We start from the raw sequence: 20,649 nt of genomic DNA on the forward strand, positions 1-20,649 counted from the left end.
ACTACTCAAAAAGAGTATTGAATTTTCTTAATATAACTTTTTTAGAATACATGCTTTCCGCAAGTTCTCTTGCGTTATTACTTTTTAAGTTTAATGTAGAAGAATCGCATTTAGAAATGTCTACCAGAACTTCTTTTATATTATTAATATTTCCGGCTTCAGCAAACCAGCCTATATTATATTCTTTAATTAATAAATCTACTTCAGAGCCATTGTCACCAATATATAAAATTGGTTTACCTGCAGCCAGTAAATTATAGCATTTAGATGGTACACCTAGACCAAACATTCCTTTTTTTAAGGAAATAACGCCAATTGTAGCCTTAGCCATAAAAGTATTTTGCTCTTCACGAGGTAACCAACCATGTTTATGAACATTTGTATTGTTACTTTGTTCAATATAATTTATTATATCATTTTCAACAGCTCCCGAACCAATGAAAGTAAAGTTGTAATTATGTTCTTTTGTTTTATCTAGTGCTTCTAATAATAAGTCTAACCCTTGTAGTCTACCTAAATTACCTGCAAACAAAAAGCTAGGAGGCGAATTAGGTAGGTCTTGCTTTTGGATATTAATTGTGTCTCCCCAATTCTCAATAATTTCAATATTTGAAGTATTTTTTGTTTTTACCTCAAATAATTTTTTCATGTCACGACCTAGAACAATTAGGGTATTCATTTTTAAATATGCTCGTTTGAAAATAGATTTCAAAGTCCTATAAATAATTGAACTTTCTGATTTTAATACACCTGCGATAATCAAGTTTTCAGGAAAAACATCATGCACTAGGAGCTTGATTTTCCAACGTCTTTTCTTGACTGAAAAACTAGATAAAACAAACAATATCAATGGATTCGTAACCATTAAAATTTCACTCTCTTTTGGAATATGTTTTTTCATTAATCTAAACATCTTCCAACTAGTAGATAGTACTCCATAAATTCTAGAGACAAAATTATTCTTATTGTACTTTGAATAGTTTCCTCTAATTATAGTAATACCATCTAGTTTTTCTATTGCTGTATTTTCCTTTTCTTCGTAAAATTCTGGTCCGGCAATTACAGTGATAGAATTTTCTTTGGAAAGTTCCTTGGCAATTTCAGTCATTATATATCCCGTTGATATAGTCTCAGGATAAAATAATTCAGAAATTATAAATAGTTGCTTTTTTTTATTTTGACCAGACAACTCTGTTGACATAACCTGTGTATGAAATTATTATTCTTACCATTTTTTCAGAAACATTTGGCATTGAATAATCACTTACCGTTCTAAAATTTCTATTTGGATTGCGCTTTTGCACTTTCAGGGCAGCTAGTCCTTGCATTATTCTTTTTGGCTCTAAACCAACCATCATAACTGAAGCTTCCTCCATAGCTTCTGGTCTTTCATGTGCTTCTCTAATGTTTAACGCTCTAAAGTTAAGTACCGAAGATTCCTCTGAAATGGTGCCACTATCTGATAAAACAGCATAGGAGTTTAATTGTAATGCATTATAGTCTGAAAATCCTAATGGTTTTAAAAACTGAATTAATTTATGCGTTTTTATTTTTTTGGCATCTAACATATTACGTGTTCTAGGATGCGTAGAAACTATTATTGGGTATTGATATTTCTCTGCAATTTGATTTAAAGATTCTATTAATCCTTCAAAGTTCTTAGGGTTACTTATGTTTTCCTCCCTATGGGCAGATACCACAAAATAGTTGTCTTTTTTAAGGTTTAATTTTTCTAACACGTCCGATGCTTCAATTTTAGGCATAAACTGTGTTAAAACCTCAAACATTGGACTGCCTGTCTTTATAATTCTATCTGCAGGTAGACCTTCTCTTAAAAGGTATTCTCTTGCAATATCGCTATACGTTAAATTAACATCGGCAACATGATCAACAATTTTCCTATTGGTCTCTTCTGGTACTCTTTGGTCAAAACAACGATTACCCGCTTCCATATGAAAAACAGGAATTTGCCTTTTCTTAGCAGGTATGGCACATAGGCATGAATTGGTATCTCCTAAGACCAAAAAGGCATCGGGCTTTAGCTCTTCTAATAATGGGTCAATTTTTATAAGTATATTCCCAACAGTTTCTGTTGCATTTTTACCAGCGGCATTCAAGAAATGATCAGGTCTTCTTATTTCTAAATCTTCAAAAAATATTTCATTGAGCTCATAATCATAGTTTTGCCCTGTGTGGACTAAAATGTGATCTATAGCTTCGTTAGCATCTAATGCATTTAATACACAGGCCAAACGAATAATTTCTGGTCTTGTGCCTACTACGGTAAGTACTTTTAGTTTTTCCAATTTAGTCGGTTTATTTGTTTTTAAACATTTACGAAATAGGTGTCCGCATTTTCTGGGTCAAAAGGTTCATTAATCCAAAAGAGAGTAATTAATTCTTCTTCTCCAATATTCTTGATATTGTGTGTATACCAAATAGGCATATCTACATAAGCAGGTTCTTTACCATCTAAGTAATAATCTATAACTTCATCTGTACCAATCTTTCTAAGTTGTATAAGTGCTTTACCACTTATTACAGCAAAACGCTCTGCTTTTCTAGTGTGAAAGTGATTGCCTCTAGTAATGCCAGGTACTGTCGTAGAAAAAGAAAATTGACCACTTGTTTGGGTCTTGGCAATTTCAACAAAACTACCTCTAGGGTCTGTGTGTTTAGTGTATTTTACAGGATAATGATTTACGGGTACATAACATCTAAAGGTATTAAACAGCGCTTTTTCAAAGTCATCTTCAAGATTGGGGAAAATACCATTTTCCATGTAATTTTTTCTGTACTCTAGAATTAACGATAGTAATTTTGAAACTTTGTTTTTGCTTGTTGGGGCAATTTCTAATTCAAAACTATTGTTACCTATTTTATTCTTCCCTTTATCACTAGTTATACTTTCAATTATCAAGGCAACTAATTCATTAATATAGATTAGGCCAACTTCACCATCATTTATTATTTCGGGTTCTTCACCATTAGCAACTTTATGGCAAAATGTGGCTACTACGGAATTGTAATTAGGTTTTCCAAAGGGACCAAAAACATTAGGTATAGTCAACGATGTAAATTTACCATTCCCATTTTTTGCCCATTCAATTAATTTTAGTTTACCCTCTTTTTTTGATTTACCATACAGGTTATCTTTTGATTCTTGAGTAGAGGAAGAAAATAAAATATGTGGATAATGTTCTTGGTTTGTACAGGCAGCAATCAACTGATCTACTAATTTAATATTAGTGTCATAAATAACTTGTGGGTCATCATGCCGATTCATTGCAGATAAATGCACAACAGTATCGCACTGTTTAACAAAATTTTCTAGCTCAGCTGTACTTTCAAAATAGCTACGTTTAAATGGAATTAGTTTAATATTCTCATCTAAAGATAAAGTTGTAAACAGGTGATTGCCTACAAAACCGTTTTGACCAGTGATACCAATTGTTTTCATTCTTATTAATTTATTTTATAAAATCCCATTGATCAACAGGAAATCTATAATCATCATTTTTAGATTGATCTAAACTAAAGTCGGAATAGACCATAAGCTTAGAGTTTTTATTAATTGCTTGAATACCTGTGGCATATCCACCAGATATTTCTAAAACAACTGGATTAGAACTGTCTAAAACTATTTTCTCTGGTACTAGAAGGGAAGATGGATTATTAAAATCATCTATTTTCAATAGATTAATAACAAAGCTCCCTTCGCTACAGTAAAACCACTTTTTTTCAAATTTATGTCCTTGCCAAGCTCTAACTAGACTTGTAGACGCCGGATTTATTTCATACATCCTAACAATTTCTTTCATGTTAAGTGTGTTGAAAAATTTTATTGATCCTCTTTCGTCCGTATGCTTTAAACCTTCATAAATAGTATAAGCCATATTTTACAACTGCTCTTTTATATAGTCTAAATTTAAAAGCAAATTTTTTAATGCTTCATTAGATAATTGCTCTGTATTGTGAGAATGGTAGTCTTCTATGTTACTAATATCCGTTTCACCTTCAGAGAAATATCTGCTATAATTTAAATCTCTATTGTCTGCAGGTATTCTATAGAATTCACCCATATCTTCTGCTTTTTGCATTTCTTCTCTTGTACAAAGTGTTTCATACAGTTTTTCACCATGTCTTGTTCCAATAATTTTTATTGGGTTATCTGCTTTAAAGATTTCTTTTACAGATTGAGCTAAATCGCCAATGGTACTTGCCGGGGCTTTATTTACAAATAAGTCTCCCTGATTTCCATTTTTAAATGCAAAAAGAACTAAATCTACAGCATCTTCTAAAGACATTAGAAACCTGGTCATTTTTGGATCTGTAATTGTAAGTGGTAAATTGTCTTCAATTTGTTTCACAAAAAGCGGAATAACTGAACCTCTTGAAGCCATAACATTACCATATCTTGTTAAGCATACAATGGTATTATCATCTTGAATATTTCTAGAGGCCGCAACAGCAACTTTTTCCATTAATGCTTTACTAATACCCATTGCGTTTATTGGGTAAGCCGCTTTATCTGTACTCAAACAAATAATACGTTTTACACCATGTGCAATGGCAGCATCAATTGTGTTTTGAGTTCCAAAAACATTTGTTTTAGTAGCTTCTATTGGGAAAAACTCGCAAGAGGGAACTTGTTTTAAAGCAGCTGCATGAAAAACATAGTCAACCCCTCTCATAGCATTAGAAATACTATTATAGTCTCTTACATCCCCTATATAGAACTTTATTTTGCTGTTCTTTAAGGTGTTTCTCATATCATCTTGTTTTTTTTCATCTCTACTAAAGATTCTTATTTCTTTAATATCGGTTTCTAAAAAACGATTTAGAACGGCGTTTCCAAAAGAGCCAGTACCTCCTGTAATTAACAAAGTTTTATCTTTAAACATAAATGTATTTTTAAATACCCAATAGGGGTTTGTAAAGTTTTATATATTCTAAGTATTGTGTTTTCTTATTAAATTTTTCTTTTGCAAAAGCTAAACAATGCTCTTCATACTTTTGTTTTCCATTTTTCTTAATATGTTCAATTGCCTTTAAAGCAGCTGTAATATTCCCTTGCTCAATAACTAATCCTGTTTTTTCAGTTACAGACTCAACACTACCACCGGTTTTGTAAGTGATAATTGGTGTACCACAAGACAAAGCTTCTAAATTAGTTGTAGGAAATGTGTCTGCATATGTTAAGTTTAAGTAAACATCTGCAATAGAATATATTTCAGCTAATTCTTCAGCATTCGTTGTTCTTGGGATGGCTTTAATATTTTCAGGTAATAATTGGGCCTGTTTTGCTGTTACGCCAACCATTATTAGAATACATTCATCTCCAAGAATTTTGGAAAGCTCAATAAAATCAAAAAATCCTTTTCCTTTATCCCACACACTACAAACTCCTAAAACAGTGAATTTATTTTTTAAATTCAGCTTTTTTTCTAAATCCGCTTTTTTTCGTGGTTTAAAAATTTCTTGAGAAACGCCATTAGGAATAACTGAAATGGTATGTTCTTTTAAAAAAGATTGCTTAACCAGATCAGCTAACCAGCCAGAGGGAGTAATTATATTTAAGTTTTTCGGATAATTGAATAAGCGCTTTTTATCAATATAATTTTTCTTGGAGCGATCAAATAAAATAGAATTTGGGTAGGTATTTGTTTGTGGACATTTATAACAGCCGGTTAGCCATTTTTGACAACCAACATGCTCAAAATGAGTGCAGTGACCTGTAATTGCCCATGCATCATGAAACGTCCAAGTGATAGGTATATTTAAATCCTTTAAATAACTAAAAAGAACTTCAATATTAATGTAATACCCATGAAGATTATGTATTTGTATTAAATCTGGTTTAATTTCTTTTATTTGAGCTACTAATTTTTTTGTCGCATTTTTTGATGAAAAACAATGGTCGTCAAATAGGCGAGTGGAAAGTACATGTGCATAATTATCAATGTTATTTCCAATTCTTATAACCTTAGAATTACTTTTACTTTCTGGCTCTCTGCCATAAGCTATATAACTTTCAAATCCATCTTCTAATAATAAATCGCCAATATCATTGGCAATTTTACCAGGAGATGCGTAACCAACAGTTGTATTTATTTGTAAAATTTTTTTCATATTACTACATCAAACAATTGGTGCTTTTTTTTGCGCAAGATTAAGAAAAACTTTTTCTTGAAATTGAGGGTTATAATATTTATCAATAATAGTGTAGCAATTTTGTACTAAATCATTGCTTTTATTTGGATTCTTATTAATCCAAGAAAGTGTTTTTGTAAATAAATCTCTAATATTATTTTCTTCGAAATAAAAGCCAGTTACATTATCTTCAATTGCTTCGGCTTCAGGTCCTTGATTGCCAAAATTGTTGTGAGTACAAATAGGTGTTCCATAACTTAAAGAATGTATAGCAGTAAGCCCTACATTACCTGGAGAAACACATAAATCTGCTTTTGAGAAAAATTTTCCAATGATTTCCTCATCATAACAGCTACCATAGAATTTAAAACTTCCTTGCGGAAGATTAGACTCAGCAAATTTGTGCAAATGTTCACTATCCTCGCCATCCCCAATTATTAATACATTTACCTTTTGTTCATTAGCGTTATTAATTAATTTACACGTCTCCAAAAGCATTTTAAGTTTTTTGGCCTTGGTTAATCTACCAGAGAAGATTAAAACTGGTAAATTGGGATTCTTGAAAAAATTAAAAACATCACTCTTACTTACTTCAGTATACTTTTGTCGTTGACTTTTTTGGTAGTAATAATTTAGTGAGTTAAAAACGACATGAATTTTATTTTCTTTAAAACCATTTTCAATCAATATGTTTTTAGAACGTCTTTCATAAACCATATTTGCATTAGCTAATTTATAAAAGGTAGTTCTTAATAATTTTTTTGAAAAGCCCTCATTGCCATATAAACCATGACCTCTAAAAGCAATATTTATACCTCTAATTCTACAAACAATCGCTGCAACCCAATTAGAAAATAATTGAGCTTCTCCCAGTAAAATCATTAAATCTATTTTCTTGCCAAATAGACATTGCTTTATAACACCACCTTGCCAAACTAAGTACTTATTCTTAATCCAAATATTTTTGATGTTGCTATTTATTTTATTTGAATGTGCTTGATATTTGGGTGAGCTGAAATCTATAGTTTGTATTCCATTATTTTCATTTTTCCCACATGAAAAGCTAAAATCAAAATCATCACTTTCTAATAATTGCAATATTAATGGCTCCATGTAATGCGGAGCAAGGTTGTTTGTAAAATGTATTGTTGGTTTTGGTTTCATTTAAAAACGAAGTATTAATAGCCTAAATTATTTCCAGCTAGATGGTAAATAGTTATTTTGAATGGATACTTCTTCAATACTTTTTTTTAAAAAATGTTTCATGTGACTTAATTTCCAACCGCCAATAATATGGTCCCTTCTTGGTAGAAATTCATTCTCTTTTATTACTGTGCCATCACTTATATGTGCACCCCTAACGCCAGAAGAGCAAGAACTGTAACCTGTTTTAAAAACTAAATCGTATGCAGCTTTATTAAAGTTATTAAATCCGCCATAGGTATATGCAAAATGAGGAATATCTCCACAAGAAGCCGTTAAAACGGTTTTACATTGATTTAAATTATCCTCAAATTCGTTTAAGGTTAACTTGGCAACATCTTCATGGTTCATGGTATGGGCGCCTATTTCATGTCCTTGTTTCAATAAAGAATCTAAATCTTTCCAATTTAAAAATTCTACCGGAGGCATATCTATACGTGTTCTGCAAAATTCTGCAGCTTTTTCGATGGAATCTATTCCAATAGAATTTGGATTAACAAAAAAACAAGCTGATGCTCCATATTTATTCAATATTTCGGCAGCTTTCAAGTTACTTTTTAAGCCATCATCTGAGCTGAAAGAAATATAAGGTTTATCGATGTTGCCAGATAATACTTTTTTAATGGCATCTGAATGTGATAAAAAAGTGTGTTGTTTTGATAAAAGCTTTAATAACAAATCAAAATTGACTATTTCGTCATCGAAAATATGATGAATGTATAGAAAATGCACTCTTGGTTTTTCAAAGACTTTATCAAAATCTACACTACTTTCCTTTAGTGATATAAGATCTAAAGCTATGTTGCGAGCAAAACTTCTTATTTGGGCTTTTTTAGATTTTGCCCAATAGTTTTGTAATTCCTCTAATTTAGTTATGTAGTGCATTTTTATATTTAATTATATATTAAACGGACGAACCTTATTAATAGTATGATTTTTTACTCGATAATCGAGTTTTAAATACTTTAACACTTGGCTGCCTGTCGGCCAGGCTTAAGTCGAAATCTTAATTAAATTTTCCATTCAATGCCTTGTGGTCTTGCCCAAAGTTGTTTACTAAAATACGATTGGATAAATAGGGGGTGAGCACTTGCTATTTTAGGAAAGGTTGCAAAGTAACGATTTACCGTCTAACCCTTTTAGAGCTTCTAGAAAAATATAAACTTCCTCTAATGATTGCTTACCATCAGCAAAGCCAATAACCCCAAATTTAAAATATTTCATGGTTAAATTGTCTTTTTCAAATTGTTTTATAATCTCCCAGTTTTTTAGATCTTTGGTAATATATAAATGTGCGTTATTATCTAAAACTCCAGGACCAATTTCTCTTGTTGTTCCGGCTAAATAGGTGTTTTCATCAATTTTCTTGGTATACCAAGCAGGCCCCATTAGTTTTTGACCTATTTCTATAGCTTCTGTTTTTCTGTCAAATATGATGTGGTAAGATGGTTCAATTGGGCTATCCATTAGCCAGTGAACTTTATCTTCTGTAAAGATTATGCTACAGGTTCTATATTTTTGTTGACCATCACCAATTTTTTTAACTTCAGTAAAATCTTTGTTGGCAATAAGAATCCAACTTTCATCTTTAAAGTCACCTGTACAAACCCAGATTTTGTCGGTGAATTTATCGTAGTAGCAACCATGAACATGTTTTATGCTTTTTGCGGGAAATGTGTAAATTTCTTCCCAAGATTTACCGTCATCTATACTTCTATAAATAGGTACAGTACCTCTAGCATCGTTTGCCCCGTATTCACCAAAATATATATAACCCTCTGGAGTGCTATTTATAGATTGATGCATTACATTTCTACAATTTCTTAGCTTCAATGTTTCCTCTAACTTCTGCGTTAAGTGGTCATAATAATAGACCATACCTTGTCTAATTATTACGAGGTTTTTTTTATGATAAAAAACATTGCATTTATCTAATCTTAATAACCTACGAGAAATTCTGAATAAACCAAAAAAACGTTTAATTATGCTTGCTTCCGGAATTTTTATATTTTGTTCTAAATTATTGCTCTTATAATAAATAGAATTATAGGTAGAAGAAATAAGAATGTCATTTTCTGCAAAATGAATAATTTCTTTATTTAGTTTTTTAACTATTTTAAAATGCATAATGCTTATATGAGGTTTTCACCATAGCCTTAATATTACAACTAAGAATGGTAAACTTTAAATGAATGAAAATTGAAATAAGCTGTTAGTTTTTTAGACCAACAGCCTTTGCTATTTTTAAAACATTTTTTTTCAAACGTTTATAGTAATCAACTTTGTAGTTTTTTGGGTCTAACATGGTGTCTTTTGCATATGTTAAGTACATGTTTTGATTATCAAATTCAAACTTTTTATTTACGATGTCATTGTACATAGTTTCGAAACCTTGACCCTTTTCATTTGGTAAATGCCAAATGGCTCTTTTAAAATCATCCTTTTCTATGTTCCTGTAATAATTATGATTGGTCCACATTCTTTTTATATGAGCATTTAGACCACCGATGTTTCCATTATACTTGTAATAGAAATAGGATAAAACGTGAGCCTCTTCATTAAATTTTATTTTCCCTTCGGCATTGCGTTTCATTAATTCTTTAAATAATGTAGGAAAATCTTCCATTACTTTTTTAATGAAATCACCTTTACATAAAAGTACTTCCCCTCCAGAATAAAAAGGAAATGAATTTAATTGAACACCAAAATCTTGAAAAAGTTCTTTCATTTGTAGACCGGTAAGTCCATTAACATTACTGTTTGCTTTATTCTGGTCAAAAGAATAGGTAATTGATGTGAATTTAGAGGTGTTTAATTCATTAAATATTTTATCAATGGAAGTTGTAAAAATACAATCAGAATCCAGCATTAAAAAATTATCATCCTTATCGATAAATTTTGAAACTTCTTGAAGAATTGAAAACTCAAAAAATTGGTTTCTAAAGCTGTTAAAATACCCATTGGGTAATGGGTATTGATTTTTTAATGAAATAACTTCAATATTATTTTCTTCAAAAAAATCTTTTATACTAAACCCGTTAATCAATGGTATGTTCTCTGTATTCGTGAACAGGATATGACGATGATTTTTGTGAAAACGTAAAGATGTTTGGAAAAACACGATTACACAACGCCAGTATATTGCTTGAAATTCTGGAGAATTGCTAGAAGCTTTTACGCTATTATTTGGGTATTTTGATTTTTCTTCTTCACTATCTAAATAGACCCACGTAGAAATTATATTTTCTGCCAATGTTATTGTTTTATCTGTTGTTTCTCAAACTTTTAATATATAGACCAGGAAAGAATACTTTGTAAATCCCTGCTATTACTACAAAGGGAACTCTTGTTGGAAAATGGCGCCACATAAATAGAACAGTAGATTTAAAGGCCAGTCCTAAAGGATGGTTTAGATATTTCCATCGTTCAATTAATGTTTTTTCTGAAAAGCCTTCATACACTTCTTTGTGCTCATTTTCACAATGCCCTAAATAATCGGGTAGTACAAGACATGGAATATTCTTTTTAACTGCCTTTAAGGTATAATCTGTATCTCCGATGCCATGTCTATAGCCATCGGATAATATTCCAATTTGTGTTACAACTTCTTTTGGGACAAACATAATATTTGCATTTCCTAAATCGCATTTTTGATATGTTCCATTTGGTGGTAACGCATGATAGCTAAATTTAAATTTGTGGGTTAAAAGACTACCGCCATAAGTAAACTTTTTAGTATTAGGATCTTGCGTAGAGCCAATGTATATACCTTGTTGACCATATTTGTCAACGCAATAAACTTGTGCCTCTAGTAACTTTTTAAGGGCATTGTCGTATAAAGTTGTGTCATCGTTTAAAAGTAAAAAATAGTCGTAACCTTTATCTAATGCCGCTGTCCATGTATGGCGCATTCCGCCATTCCAATACAAATTACCGTTTCCTTTAAGAATGGTTGTTTTAGGAAATTTTTCTTTTACAGCTTCAGAAGTGCCATCGGTAGAACCATCATCGGTCAAGAAAACATCTAATTCAATACTTTTTGAAACAGTGGCATATGCATTATAAAGCGAATATAATGATGAAATTGTTTTTTCTTTCCTATTGAAACAGGTAAGTAATACAGCTATCTTTTTCAATAATTTTTAGTTTTATACTATAACTAAATAATCGGCTAAATATTACTTAATATTATCTGAATTTCTAGATTTTAATGGTAGTGGATGATTATTTATTGAAAATGAAGTAAGTAAACCTAAATAGAAACAGTGTAGGACAAAAACTTCAAAGTAACCTTCAAATATAGGTTCAACAAAAAACAAGAGATAAAACGCCAATATATATATAGCTAGAGTAGCCATGAACGGATCAATATTTTTGTTGAATCTTAAATTTTTGACCAGCATTTTTATGCTTTGGACAGAGAAAATGATTAATAATATAAATGGTATTATACCAGCTACACGTAAAACATCTAACCATAAATTATGAGAATAACCGAATTCATCTAAATTCCAACCTAAAGGTTTATCAAATAACATTTCTATTGATTTTTCCCAACGTTCAGTTCTACCACCAGCAGTATTTGTTCCATATTTTTTACTCTCCATTCGATCAGTATATGCTGAAATAAATTCAGAATCTTTGTCAACATTTAAATATCCAAAAGTTATATTACCAATTATTATAAGAATAACAAAGAATGTAAAGTTTTTTCTAGTAGATTGTCTAGCCACCAAGTAAAGGATTGCGGCTAATATTGAAAAAATAGATATGACCAATTGTGTTCTACTTCCTAATCTTAATACAGCGAATAAAGTTATTATATATAAGGAAATTAATATTAGCTTACGTAAAATTTTTATTTTTTTCCAGGAAACTATTAGTATGCCCGGTAGACACATATTTAATAAAAGGAAACCACCTGTATATGTTGCATTTTCCTCAAGCCCAGTCCATATATTATTGACATTACGGTTTAAAATATTATAACCATTTTCTAAAATTGAGTTATATGTAGAGAATAAAGCCGTAACAGAAAATACTAAAGCTATTAAAATTAAGCCTCTGGTATTTGAGAATAATTCTTTCTTTTCATTAAATAAGTAAATTCCTAATAAATAAAAAGTTAGCGGAAACATTCCATAAATGAAAATATTTTGAACTAAAATATCAGCACTAAATGAGTAAAAGATAGCATATGCTATAGAAAAAATTAACAAAATATAACCCAAAGAATCAAGTTTGAGAATAGTTTTTTTGGGATGTAATACCAAGAAAAATAATATTAAGTACCCAAAAATATAGCCATCTTTATTGGGGTTTATCAAATAAAAAAATACTAGAATTAATAATAACCAATTTTTCATAGTAAAGCATTATTTCTAAAGATTCGTTTTTTCAATCTTTTCTGACCTTAATTTTGTTTTTAATTTACTGATGTCATCAAAGTATGCGGCATGTTTTGTAATCCATTCTATAGATTTGTTCCACCATTTTAAATTTAAAAGATAATCAACATCTTCATTTTCAAATCTCATCTTTATAATTTTAGCGGGTATTCCGCCAACTATGGAGTATGGTGCTATATCTTTGTTAACTAAGCTATTAGCTGCAATAATTGCTCCGTCTCCAATAGTTATCCCATCTAATAACGTAACATTTGCACCAAGCCACACGTCGTTTCCTATATTTATTGAATATTTTTTTTCTGGATGTTTTTGTTTCGAGAATTCATGAAATAGATCCTTAGAAACAAAAGTTAGATTTACTTGTTTTCTTGTAGAAAAAAAGCTGGGGTGTGTACTTATAAATTTTGAAGTAGGGTGATTTCCAAATATACAATTAACATTAGGGCCTATAGAGCAAAATTTTCCAATATAACTGTCTATAAATGTGCTATTTTCTGAAATATATGAACCGAAACCAATGTGTGATGAATATATTCTACAGTTATCTCCTATGGTATTTGTTCCTTCAATTTTGGTAGATTTTGTTATTGTGATGCCTTTGCCAAATTTTAAATTTTTTTCTTTTTTTATAGATAACAAGTATAAAAAACTCCATTTCTTCATGAGAAAGGAGTTTTTAGTAACTATATTTTTGATTTTGGTAATATTCACTTTGAAAAGTTTGACTTAAAAATTCGGATTTGATTGAGCGGGTTCCATTTTTCGTCGATGACTTTTTCTGCTTCTACACTTGCTTCTAATCTTTTATTTGCATCAGCTGCCAACCAATACTTTATCTTAAAAACTAAATCATCTAAATTATCTTCTTTAAAAAAGCTACCTGTAATACCTTCTTCTATAACTTCAAACTCTGGACCATGTTTATGCAAATTATGATGCGTAATTACAGGACAACCATATGTTAATGAGTGAATGGCAGTTAAGCCTATATTGCCAGGGGTGACGGAAACCACTGAATTTGCAAATAATTCTGCTATTATTTTTTCTTTATAACATGGGCCATAAAACCAAACTTCATTTTCTAATTCTAGTTTTTTAACTAATTTGGGTATGCTATCATCATCTACTTCTGGACCAACAATTACCAAATTCGCCTTTTTTTCAGTTTTATTTATATGATCAAGAGCTTCAATTAAAATATTTAATTTTTTTGAATATAATATACGGCCTACATAAATAATAACGGGGTTTTCATTTTTAAAATGATCAATAAATATATTAGTTGTTTTACTTTCTTTTTTAATTGATTTTTGATTAAGGTAATCTAAAGAATTATAAATAGGAATAATTTTTTCCTTATTATAGTTTAACTTGATCATATTGTTTTTGGCATGTTCACCATATACAAACACTTTATAAGGTAATCTATAAAATAGTTTTTCAAACCAAAATAGCTTCTTTTTCTCAGTACATTTTATTCCATGACCCCAAGTGAATACTTTTTTGCCTAAAATTTTACCAATTAATAAAATTACCCAATGAGACAAAATTGAAGGCTCTCCAATTAATAAATAATAATCGAATTTTTTAAAAATTAATCTAATAACACCGTAGTTCCACATAAATGTAGTACCTAGAATCCACTTAGTTTTAAAAGTTTTTTTAAAACCTTTCAAACTTTCATAATTCATTTGTTTAACAGGGCTTGCAACTGATTCACCTATATAAAAGGAACTATTAAACTCTTCGTCCATCATTTTAAAAATGACGTCTCTGTAATGCGGAGCATGATTGAATATGCAGCAAAGTTTGGATTTACCTATTTCTTTGACCATATCATCTTTTTACATTTCGTTAGTAGTTTTTCCAATTCTGTCATTCCAAAAATTTTCGCCATAAAATAATAAACAAGGGAAAATATAATCATACTAATTATTATTTGTAAGATTATATTGGTAATAAAATGAAACAAAAGTAAGGTAATAATAGATAGCAGTATACTAATCAATATGGAGCCCTTTGCATCGTTTATTTGAGCCAATGCTCCATATTTCATGTACTTACTCGGGTAATAAGTGTTAATGAAAAAATGTACAGTAGTAGCTAAAAGTTCAGCTACTGCAATCCAAATTATTCCGAATTTTAGAGATATCAATAAAAATATAATCCTAACTAATAGTTTATAATACTGTTGTTTTAAAACTAAGTCGCTCCTTCCTATGGCATAAAGTAAATTAATATTTATACTAGAAATTATAGTGATTGCTCTTGCAATACAGATGATCGACATAATTGGAGCTGCCGCAATCCATTTTTCAGTTAATACAAGAATTATCATTGGTTTTGCCACCACTGCTAAAAAAAAGAAAAGCGGAAAGACTAATGAGGAGGACATTTTTATAATGCCTCTTGTTTGACTTACGAGTAATTCCTTTTCATTTTGTATGGCTGAAAGACTAGGTAAAAATACACTGTTATAAACAGAGTACATTGGACCGAATACCATATCGGCAAATTGTGTGCCCCTGGAATAATAACCTAATGATTTTACTGAGATTACCTTTCCGATAAATAGTGATGCTATATTGTTGGTAATATTATTTAATAATGAGGATATCAAAAGTTTTGAACCAAAAGAGAATAGACTTTTAAAGGATATTAAATTAAACTCGAATTTTGGTTTATAATTTACAATAACCCAAATGTAAACTGCAGTAATTAATGTTTTAATCAGTATCTGCCAAATTAGTGCCAATTCACCGAAACCTTTATACGCTAAATAAATTGCTATAAAACCGCTTATAATTGACGCACTGACATTAACTTTTGCCATGGATTTAAAATCCATTTTTATAGTCAGTAAGGTTTGAGGAATCGTTATCGCTGCGTTAAAAAATAGACACACCGATAAAAGTCTAATGAATGCGGTTAATTTTGGAACTTCATAAAAATCGGAAATGTAAGGTGCCGCAACCCATATAAGGGTATAACAAATTACAGCTACCATAAAGTTAAAAACGAATACGGTATTTATATCCTCCTTGGATCTATTCTGTTTTTGAATTAATGCAGTACTAAATCCGCTATCTATAAAAACTTGAGAAAATGAAATAAAAACAATCAATAAACCAATATTTCCTATTTCAACAGGTTCTAATAATCTAGTTAGAACAATTCCTATTATCGCAGAAACACCTTGTACAGAAAATTTTTCTAAAGAACTCCATATAAGTCCTCCAAAAAGTTTTGAAGAGAAATTTTCATTCTCATCTTGGTTGTTTATTGTTGGGGGTTTGATAGTTATTAATTTTTATTCAGATACCATTGGTATAGTTTTTCTATACCATTGTTTAAAGAGACAGAATGTTTCCAACCAAGTGCATTTAGTTTATCAACATTTGTCAATTTTTTCATTGTGCCATCGGGTTTAGAAGCATTGAATAATAAACTTCCATTAAAGTCTACATGTTTTTTAATACAATGAGCAAGATCTTTTATACTAATATCTTCTCCAGTACCAATATTAATATGTGTATTTCTTATTTCATTGGAATTTACATCTATTGTATCTTTAAAATCTCTGTTTTCCATTATGAAAACACATGCATCGGCCATATCTTCAGACCATAGAAACTCTCTCATTGGTTTGCCCGTACCCCAGATTTCAACGGTAACCAAATTTTCCGAGTTTTTTTCAATACCATATTTTTTTAAAATCCCGAGCTTTTCATCTTTACTGCTTGATCCGGAAATACCTTCTATGGGCAGTTTATTTAAATCAGAATCTATTTGTTTCCAATCAGAATTCTCTAAAGCCTTTCCTAAATAAATTTTACGTATTAAGGCAGGTAAAACATGAGATTTTTCTAAATCAAAATTATCATTGGGACCATAAAGATTAGTTGGCATTACAGATATGTAATTAGTGCCATACTGTAAATTATAACTTTCACATAGTTTAATTCCTGCAATTTTAGCAATTGCATAGGGTTCATTAGTGTATTCCAGAGGATTGGTAAGTAAATATTCCTCTTTCATCGGCTGCAAACAGTTTTTTGGATATATACAAGTACTTCCTAAGAAAAGTAATTTTTTGACCTTGTTTAAGTAGCTTTGATGTACTACATTGTTTTGGATCATTAAATTTTCATAAATAAAATCCGCTCTATATATATTATTGGCCATTATACCACCAACTTTTGCAGCAGCCAAGAAAACATATTCTGGTTTTTCTTTCTTAAAAAAATCAGCAACGGCAATAGTATCTGTGAGGTCCAGTTCAGCGTGTGTCCTGTGGATAATGTTGGTATATCCTTTTTCAATTAAGGTTTTTGTAAGGGCACTACCTACAAGACCACGATGACCTGCTATGTAAATTTTAGAATTCTTAATCATTCCTTCTATTCAAAGTAATTTAAAACACGGTAACCACCTTCTTTTAAAAACTGATCTTTTTTCATTAATTTGACATCACTTTGCATCATATCTTTAATAAGATCACTTAAATCAAACTCAGGCTTCCACCCCAATTTATTATTTGCTTTACTAGGGTCACCAATCAACAAATCAACTTCAGTAGGTCTAAAATACTTTGGATCAACTGCCAATACTTCTTTACCTATCTCTAATTGGTACTCCGGATTATTACATTTTGTAATATATGCTTTTTCGTCAATTCCTTTACCTTTGAACTCTAATTCAATGCCAACTTCATTAAAACACATTCTTACAAATTCTCTTACGGGTGTAGTTTTACCTGTTGCTATAACCCAGTCTTCGGCTTCATCTGCTTGTAAAATCATCCACATCATACGAACGTAGTCCTTTGCATGTCCCCAGTCTCTTTGAGCATCTAAATTACCTAGGTAAATTTTATCCTGCAATCCTAAAGCAATTCGAGAAGTAGCACGTGTGATTTTTCTTGTTACAAATGTTTCTCCTCTTATAGGGGATTCATGATTAAACAATATACCATTACAGGCGTACATGCCATATGCTTCCCTATAATTCACAGTAATCCAATAGGCATACATTTTTGCTACTGCATATGGACTTCTTGGATAAAAGGGTGTTGTTTCACTCTGTGGCACTTCTTGAACTTTACCATAAAGTTCTGATGTTGAAGCTTGGTATATTCTTGTTTTATCTGACAATCCCAATAAACGTACAGCGTCTAATATTCTTAAGGTTCCTAATCCATCTGCATTCCCGGTATATTCTGGTGTTTCAAAAGAAACCGCAACATGACTCATTGCAGCCAAGTTATAAATTTCATCTGGTTGAATTTCTTGAATTAACCTAATAAGATTTGTACTGTCGGTCATATCCCCATAGTGCAATATAAAATTACGCTCTTTTTCATGTGGATCTTGATAAAGATGGTCTATTCTATCTGTATTAAACAATGAGGAACGACGTTTTAAACCATGAACAACGTATCCTTTTTTTAATAAAAACTCGCTTAAATATGCTCCGTCTTGTCCGGTAACTCCTGTTATCAAGGCTACTTTCTTCATAAATAAATAATCTTTTAAGTCTGGTGTGTTTATATTTCTTTGCAGTAGAACGGCTATATCACTTAAAAATTTTGTTAAAGGTAAAAAAAAAGCCTCCACATGGAAGGCTTTAAATTTAATTAATTAAATACTTTAGTTTAAAAGGCTCCAATGTTATAAGTAACTCTTTCCCTTCCATAAAAATCAGTACTACATTTAGAATTTAGTAAAGAGGTATTTTGTCCCATACCAATTAAGGGACTTTCTGGCGATAATTGTAATCCACCAATTGAAGTTACATTGTTCAATAATGTTGAAGTGTCCTGGAATAATGGATCTCCACTAATATTGTTAACATCTGCAAAAGAGCTGGCACTATTTGCGTTTATGTTACCAGAAAAGTGACAATTTTCAAATTTAGTGTTATTATTTAAAGTAAAACCAGCGTGGTTTGTATATAACTCTTTGGATGCTGAAAAATGGCAATTAATGAATTCGTTATTACTATTGTTTCTATATGCTCTAATGCCATTATCTACATTGTAAAAAGTACAATTTAAAAATCTATTATCATTAGTTGGGCCTAAATTTGAAGAACTTTCAGAGAAAATTACACCATATGTTGCATTTTTAACAATTATATTAATATAATCATTGGCCCTTCCTGCATAGGGCGAGCTTGAGTCTTCACCGTGATCAAGAAATACTAGGCCGCCCCAAACATCATCAATTATAATATCTTTAAAAGTATTACCTGAACTTCCATTAGATGTTAAAAGATAAGTTAGCGCATCACCTGTCGTGCTGAAAGATCCTTGAATTTTTCCTTTTTCAAATAAATTATTATTGGCATTCGCGTAACTAGTTTCGATATTACTATTGATGACATTCCAATTTCTAAAAGTATTGTTTATTGCACCATTTTTGGTTATAAACCCATGCCCACCATGTCTAACATTACTTAATCTATGGCATCTATTGTATTCTATTACCAAATTTTGCGATGGTATTCCACTGTCACTGGTAACTAAATAAAAATAATCAGTACCATTTATTGTGTTGTATGAATAAACGACATTGTCAGAGTAAGTGCCGGAATTTGCACCTCTAATTTCAAGTGCTTGCTGTTCACAATTTAAGAAACTACAATATTTTACCATTAAATTAGTAGATCTTCTATTTGCTACACCTGTACCATGAAATCTATCAGGATTACTTTTGTCCGTTTGTGCTATATCCATTCTACCTTGCTCTACTAAAATAGAATTGATTAATTTACAGTTACTAGAGGTTGAATTATAAAGCAGACCAATATCACCGCCTTTTACAATTATATTATGAAACTCTATGTAGTCTCCGGTTATCGTAAAAAATATATCATCGCGAATGTATGACTTGTTAAAATAAGGCATTTGGGTATAATCTGGTGTGTTCTGATAATCAAATGCTACATTGTTTGCATATTGTGTTGAACCACGTCTATCTCTTGTTTCATTGCTCAATAAGTTTTGGGTTGACGCATCAATATCACCAGGACTATTTTTATATCCAATAAATTTTATTTCACGACCCGCTGATCCACTTTGATTGAAAGTATAGTTTCCGCCCCCATAATTACCAGCTTTAATATAGATTATGTCACCAGCTTTTGCTGCTTTAAAAGCATGGGAAATATCCCAGGCATTTGCTTCAGATTTTCCTGATGAATTACTTTTTCCACTAGTTGTTACATAATATACGTTTTCACCTGATGTCGGATTCTTATTTTCTGCATTACTTATTGTAACTGATCCTTCCTCTGTTGTAACAACACCGTCTTCATTTGTTTCTTCCGCAACATATATAAACGTATCTGTCTCGGCTTCTGAACTTTCAGTAGATTCTTCGGTAGCTGGTTCACTTTCAGTAGACTTGTCTTCATTTGTAGTGTCAGGTATACTTTCGTTTGTACTATTATCTGTTGGTTCTTCTACTACTGTTTGCGGTGTATAGGTAAGTGTGTTATCCGCATTAATAACAATTGTACCAGAAGTAGGTAAGGATGTTTCAACAATTCTGACATTGTTTAAATTATCGAAAAGATCATTCTGTAGAACATCAAGAATAATAGCGTTGTTATTTTGTATAAAGAAAGTGTCATCAAACACTCTATTATCTAAACTAGAACTGGAATCTGGGTTTTGAACAACATATTCTGATAATAAATCAGAATCTTTACTGCATGAATTTAAAAAAATTAGAAAAAATGATACAAATAATAAGGAAGTGAATTTTTTTAGGCTAAGTTTCATAGATAATTTTCTGTTAACGCGATTAATAACTTGGGAATTCAAAAATATTTATAAATTTCTTTTCATCGTTGAAATTCATTTTTTTTTCGATGAAATACC

General features: G+C 30.7%; 17 protein-coding genes and 1 pseudogene. All 18 read right to left on the bottom strand.

Annotated features, from left to right (window positions below; genetic code table 11):
• Position 1: 1 nt before the first annotated feature.
• The 18 genes and pseudogenes from BTR34_RS14755 to BTR34_RS14840 all read right to left on the bottom strand — a co-directional run bounded on the left by BTR34_RS14755 (position 2) and on the right by BTR34_RS14840 (position 20,550).
• Positions 2-1,201, bottom strand: a complete 1,200-nt coding sequence (locus BTR34_RS14755; protein ID WP_068482488.1) for a glycosyltransferase family 4 protein — start codon at positions 1,199-1,201, stop codon at positions 2-4.
• Positions 1,173-2,306, bottom strand: coding sequence for a non-hydrolyzing UDP-N-acetylglucosamine 2-epimerase (wecB, locus tag BTR34_RS14760; protein ID WP_068482485.1), 1,134 nt, complete (start codon positions 2,304-2,306; stop codon positions 1,173-1,175). Before wecB ends, BTR34_RS14755 begins: the two co-directional genes overlap by 29 nt.
• 20 nt (positions 2,307-2,326) lie before the next feature.
• Entirely contained in the window at positions 2,327-3,460 is a 1,134-nt protein-coding gene (locus BTR34_RS14765; RefSeq protein ID WP_068482482.1) for a polysaccharide biosynthesis C-terminal domain-containing protein, read from the bottom strand.
• A gap of 10 nt (positions 3,461-3,470) precedes the next feature.
• Positions 3,471-3,896, bottom strand: a complete 426-nt coding sequence (locus BTR34_RS14770; RefSeq protein WP_068482479.1) for a hypothetical protein — start codon at positions 3,894-3,896, stop codon at positions 3,471-3,473.
• 3 nt (positions 3,897-3,899) lie between these two features.
• On the bottom strand, positions 3,900-4,904 hold the full coding sequence (locus BTR34_RS14775) for a polysaccharide biosynthesis protein (protein WP_068482476.1): 1,005 nt from the start codon (positions 4,902-4,904) through the stop codon (positions 3,900-3,902).
• A gap of 10 nt (positions 4,905-4,914) precedes the next feature.
• Positions 4,915-6,132, bottom strand: coding sequence for a glycosyltransferase (locus BTR34_RS14780; protein WP_068482473.1), 1,218 nt, complete (start codon positions 6,130-6,132; stop codon positions 4,915-4,917).
• Positions 6,133-6,141: 9 nt separating this feature from the next.
• Positions 6,142-7,317, bottom strand: coding sequence for a glycosyltransferase (locus BTR34_RS14785; protein ID WP_068482470.1), 1,176 nt, complete (start codon positions 7,315-7,317; stop codon positions 6,142-6,144).
• Between the two features lie 27 nt (positions 7,318-7,344).
• Positions 7,345-8,241, bottom strand: a complete 897-nt coding sequence (locus tag BTR34_RS14790) for a polysaccharide deacetylase family protein (protein WP_068482467.1) — start codon at positions 8,239-8,241, stop codon at positions 7,345-7,347.
• Positions 8,242-8,454: 213 nt separating this feature from the next.
• Positions 8,455-9,483 carry a hypothetical protein gene (locus BTR34_RS14795; RefSeq protein WP_068482464.1) on the bottom strand — a complete coding sequence of 343 codons (1,029 nt, stop codon included), beginning with the start codon at positions 9,481-9,483 and terminating at the stop codon, positions 8,455-8,457.
• 85 nt (positions 9,484-9,568) lie between these two features.
• A complete protein-coding gene (locus BTR34_RS14800) occupies positions 9,569-10,609 on the bottom strand; it encodes a hypothetical protein (RefSeq protein WP_068482460.1) in 1,041 nt (346 codons plus the stop codon).
• Positions 10,610-10,619: 10 nt separating this feature from the next.
• Positions 10,620-11,492: a glycosyltransferase family 2 protein gene (locus BTR34_RS14805; RefSeq protein ID WP_068482456.1), complete on the bottom strand. Its 873-nt coding sequence runs from the start codon at positions 11,490-11,492 to the stop codon at positions 10,620-10,622.
• Positions 11,493-11,534: 42 nt separating this feature from the next.
• On the bottom strand, positions 11,535-12,722 hold the full coding sequence (locus BTR34_RS14810; protein ID WP_068482453.1) for an O-antigen ligase family protein: 1,188 nt from the start codon (positions 12,720-12,722) through the stop codon (positions 11,535-11,537).
• 110 nt (positions 12,723-12,832) lie between these two features.
• Positions 12,833-13,043, bottom strand: a pseudogene (locus BTR34_RS19295) (DapH/DapD/GlmU-related protein); the annotation flags it as partial.
• 428 nt (positions 13,044-13,471) lie between these two features.
• The gene (locus tag BTR34_RS14820; protein ID WP_216628789.1) at positions 13,472-14,521 is read right to left on the bottom strand and encodes a glycosyltransferase; all 1,050 of its coding nucleotides are present in this window, start codon (positions 14,519-14,521) and stop codon (positions 13,472-13,474) included.
• 62 nt (positions 14,522-14,583) lie between these two features.
• On the bottom strand, positions 14,584-16,068 hold the full coding sequence (locus BTR34_RS14825) for a lipopolysaccharide biosynthesis protein (RefSeq protein WP_082960114.1): 1,485 nt from the start codon (positions 16,066-16,068) through the stop codon (positions 14,584-14,586).
• A complete protein-coding gene (locus BTR34_RS14830) occupies positions 16,068-17,159 on the bottom strand; it encodes a GDP-L-fucose synthase family protein (protein ID WP_068482444.1) in 1,092 nt (363 codons plus the stop codon). The genes BTR34_RS14825 and BTR34_RS14830 overlap by 1 nt, the downstream gene beginning before the upstream one ends.
• 5 nt (positions 17,160-17,164) lie before the next feature.
• Positions 17,165-18,280, bottom strand: a complete 1,116-nt coding sequence (gene gmd / locus BTR34_RS14835; RefSeq protein ID WP_068482800.1) for a GDP-mannose 4,6-dehydratase — start codon at positions 18,278-18,280, stop codon at positions 17,165-17,167.
• A 137-nt stretch (positions 18,281-18,417) separates the two neighbouring features.
• Positions 18,418-20,550, bottom strand: a complete 2,133-nt coding sequence (locus tag BTR34_RS14840) for an Ig-like domain-containing protein (RefSeq protein ID WP_068482441.1) — start codon at positions 20,548-20,550, stop codon at positions 18,418-18,420.
• Between the last annotated feature and the right edge of the window lie 99 nt (positions 20,551-20,649).

It is taken from the genome of Maribacter hydrothermalis, from assembly GCF_001913155.1.
Lineage (GTDB): Bacteria > Bacteroidota > Bacteroidia > Flavobacteriales > Flavobacteriaceae > Maribacter > Maribacter hydrothermalis.